This is a genomic window from Streptomyces synnematoformans (assembly GCF_039531005.1).
Classification (GTDB): domain Bacteria; phylum Actinomycetota; class Actinomycetes; order Streptomycetales; family Streptomycetaceae; genus Streptomyces; species Streptomyces synnematoformans.
Genome location: NZ_BAAAPF010000743.1, coordinates 1 through 698, shown reverse-complemented (window position 1 = coordinate 698; position 698 = coordinate 1). Strand labels below are relative to the sequence as shown.

At 74.1% G+C, this 698-nt stretch carries 1 protein-coding gene; it reads left to right on the top strand.

The genetic code is table 11. The features are described from left to right. Positions 1–236: 236 nt before the first annotated feature. A partial coding sequence (locus ABD317_RS37460; protein ID WP_344296609.1) for a hypothetical protein occupies positions 237–698 on the top strand: 462 nt, incomplete at its 3' end.

Genomic DNA, 698 nt, shown 5'->3' with positions numbered 1-698 from the left:
AGCGAATACTGCGTGTGCACATGCAGATGCGTAAAAGGCGGCTTGGCCACGGCGGAGGACCTCCAGCAGACGGTGGGCGCGAGGGCCCGGGCAGGACGGTGGGAAGTCTAGGACCCCGCACTGACACCGCGGGGATCCGGCCGGGACCGGAACCGGTCCCCCCCCTTTAGCCGCGGTTTACCGTCCGTCATGGCAGAATCGCGCTGATGGAACATGCGGCCGTAACGATCAGGGCGATGCGCGCGGCGGTCTTCACCGCGCTGTGCATCAGCCTGTCCGCGGGCGCCCACGTGCTGCTGTCCGCCAACCCCCTGCCCCTCGGCATGCTGGCCGTGCTCTCCGCCGGCGTCTTCGCCGTCGCCTTCCTGCTGGCCGGCCGCCGCGAGCGCGGCTTCTGGGGCATCGCGGCCCTGCTCGTGCCGCTGGAGCTGGCGGCCGACACCGCCTTCACCACCGGCCAGCACACCTGCTACGGCCAGTCCGGCGGCCCCGTCGCCGGCTCCCTGCGCTCGCTGGGACTCGACCTGCTCTGCTCCGGCGAGTTCGGCGCCCCGCTGGCCCGGATGACCGCCCGCGGCGAGGCCCTCGCGGGCACCGCCGCCAGCCCGTGGCTGCTGCTCGCCGCGCACGTCGGCGTCGGCCTGGCCGCCGCCGTCTGGCTGCGCCGCCGCGGTCTCCGCCTTCCGCCCGCTGCTGCT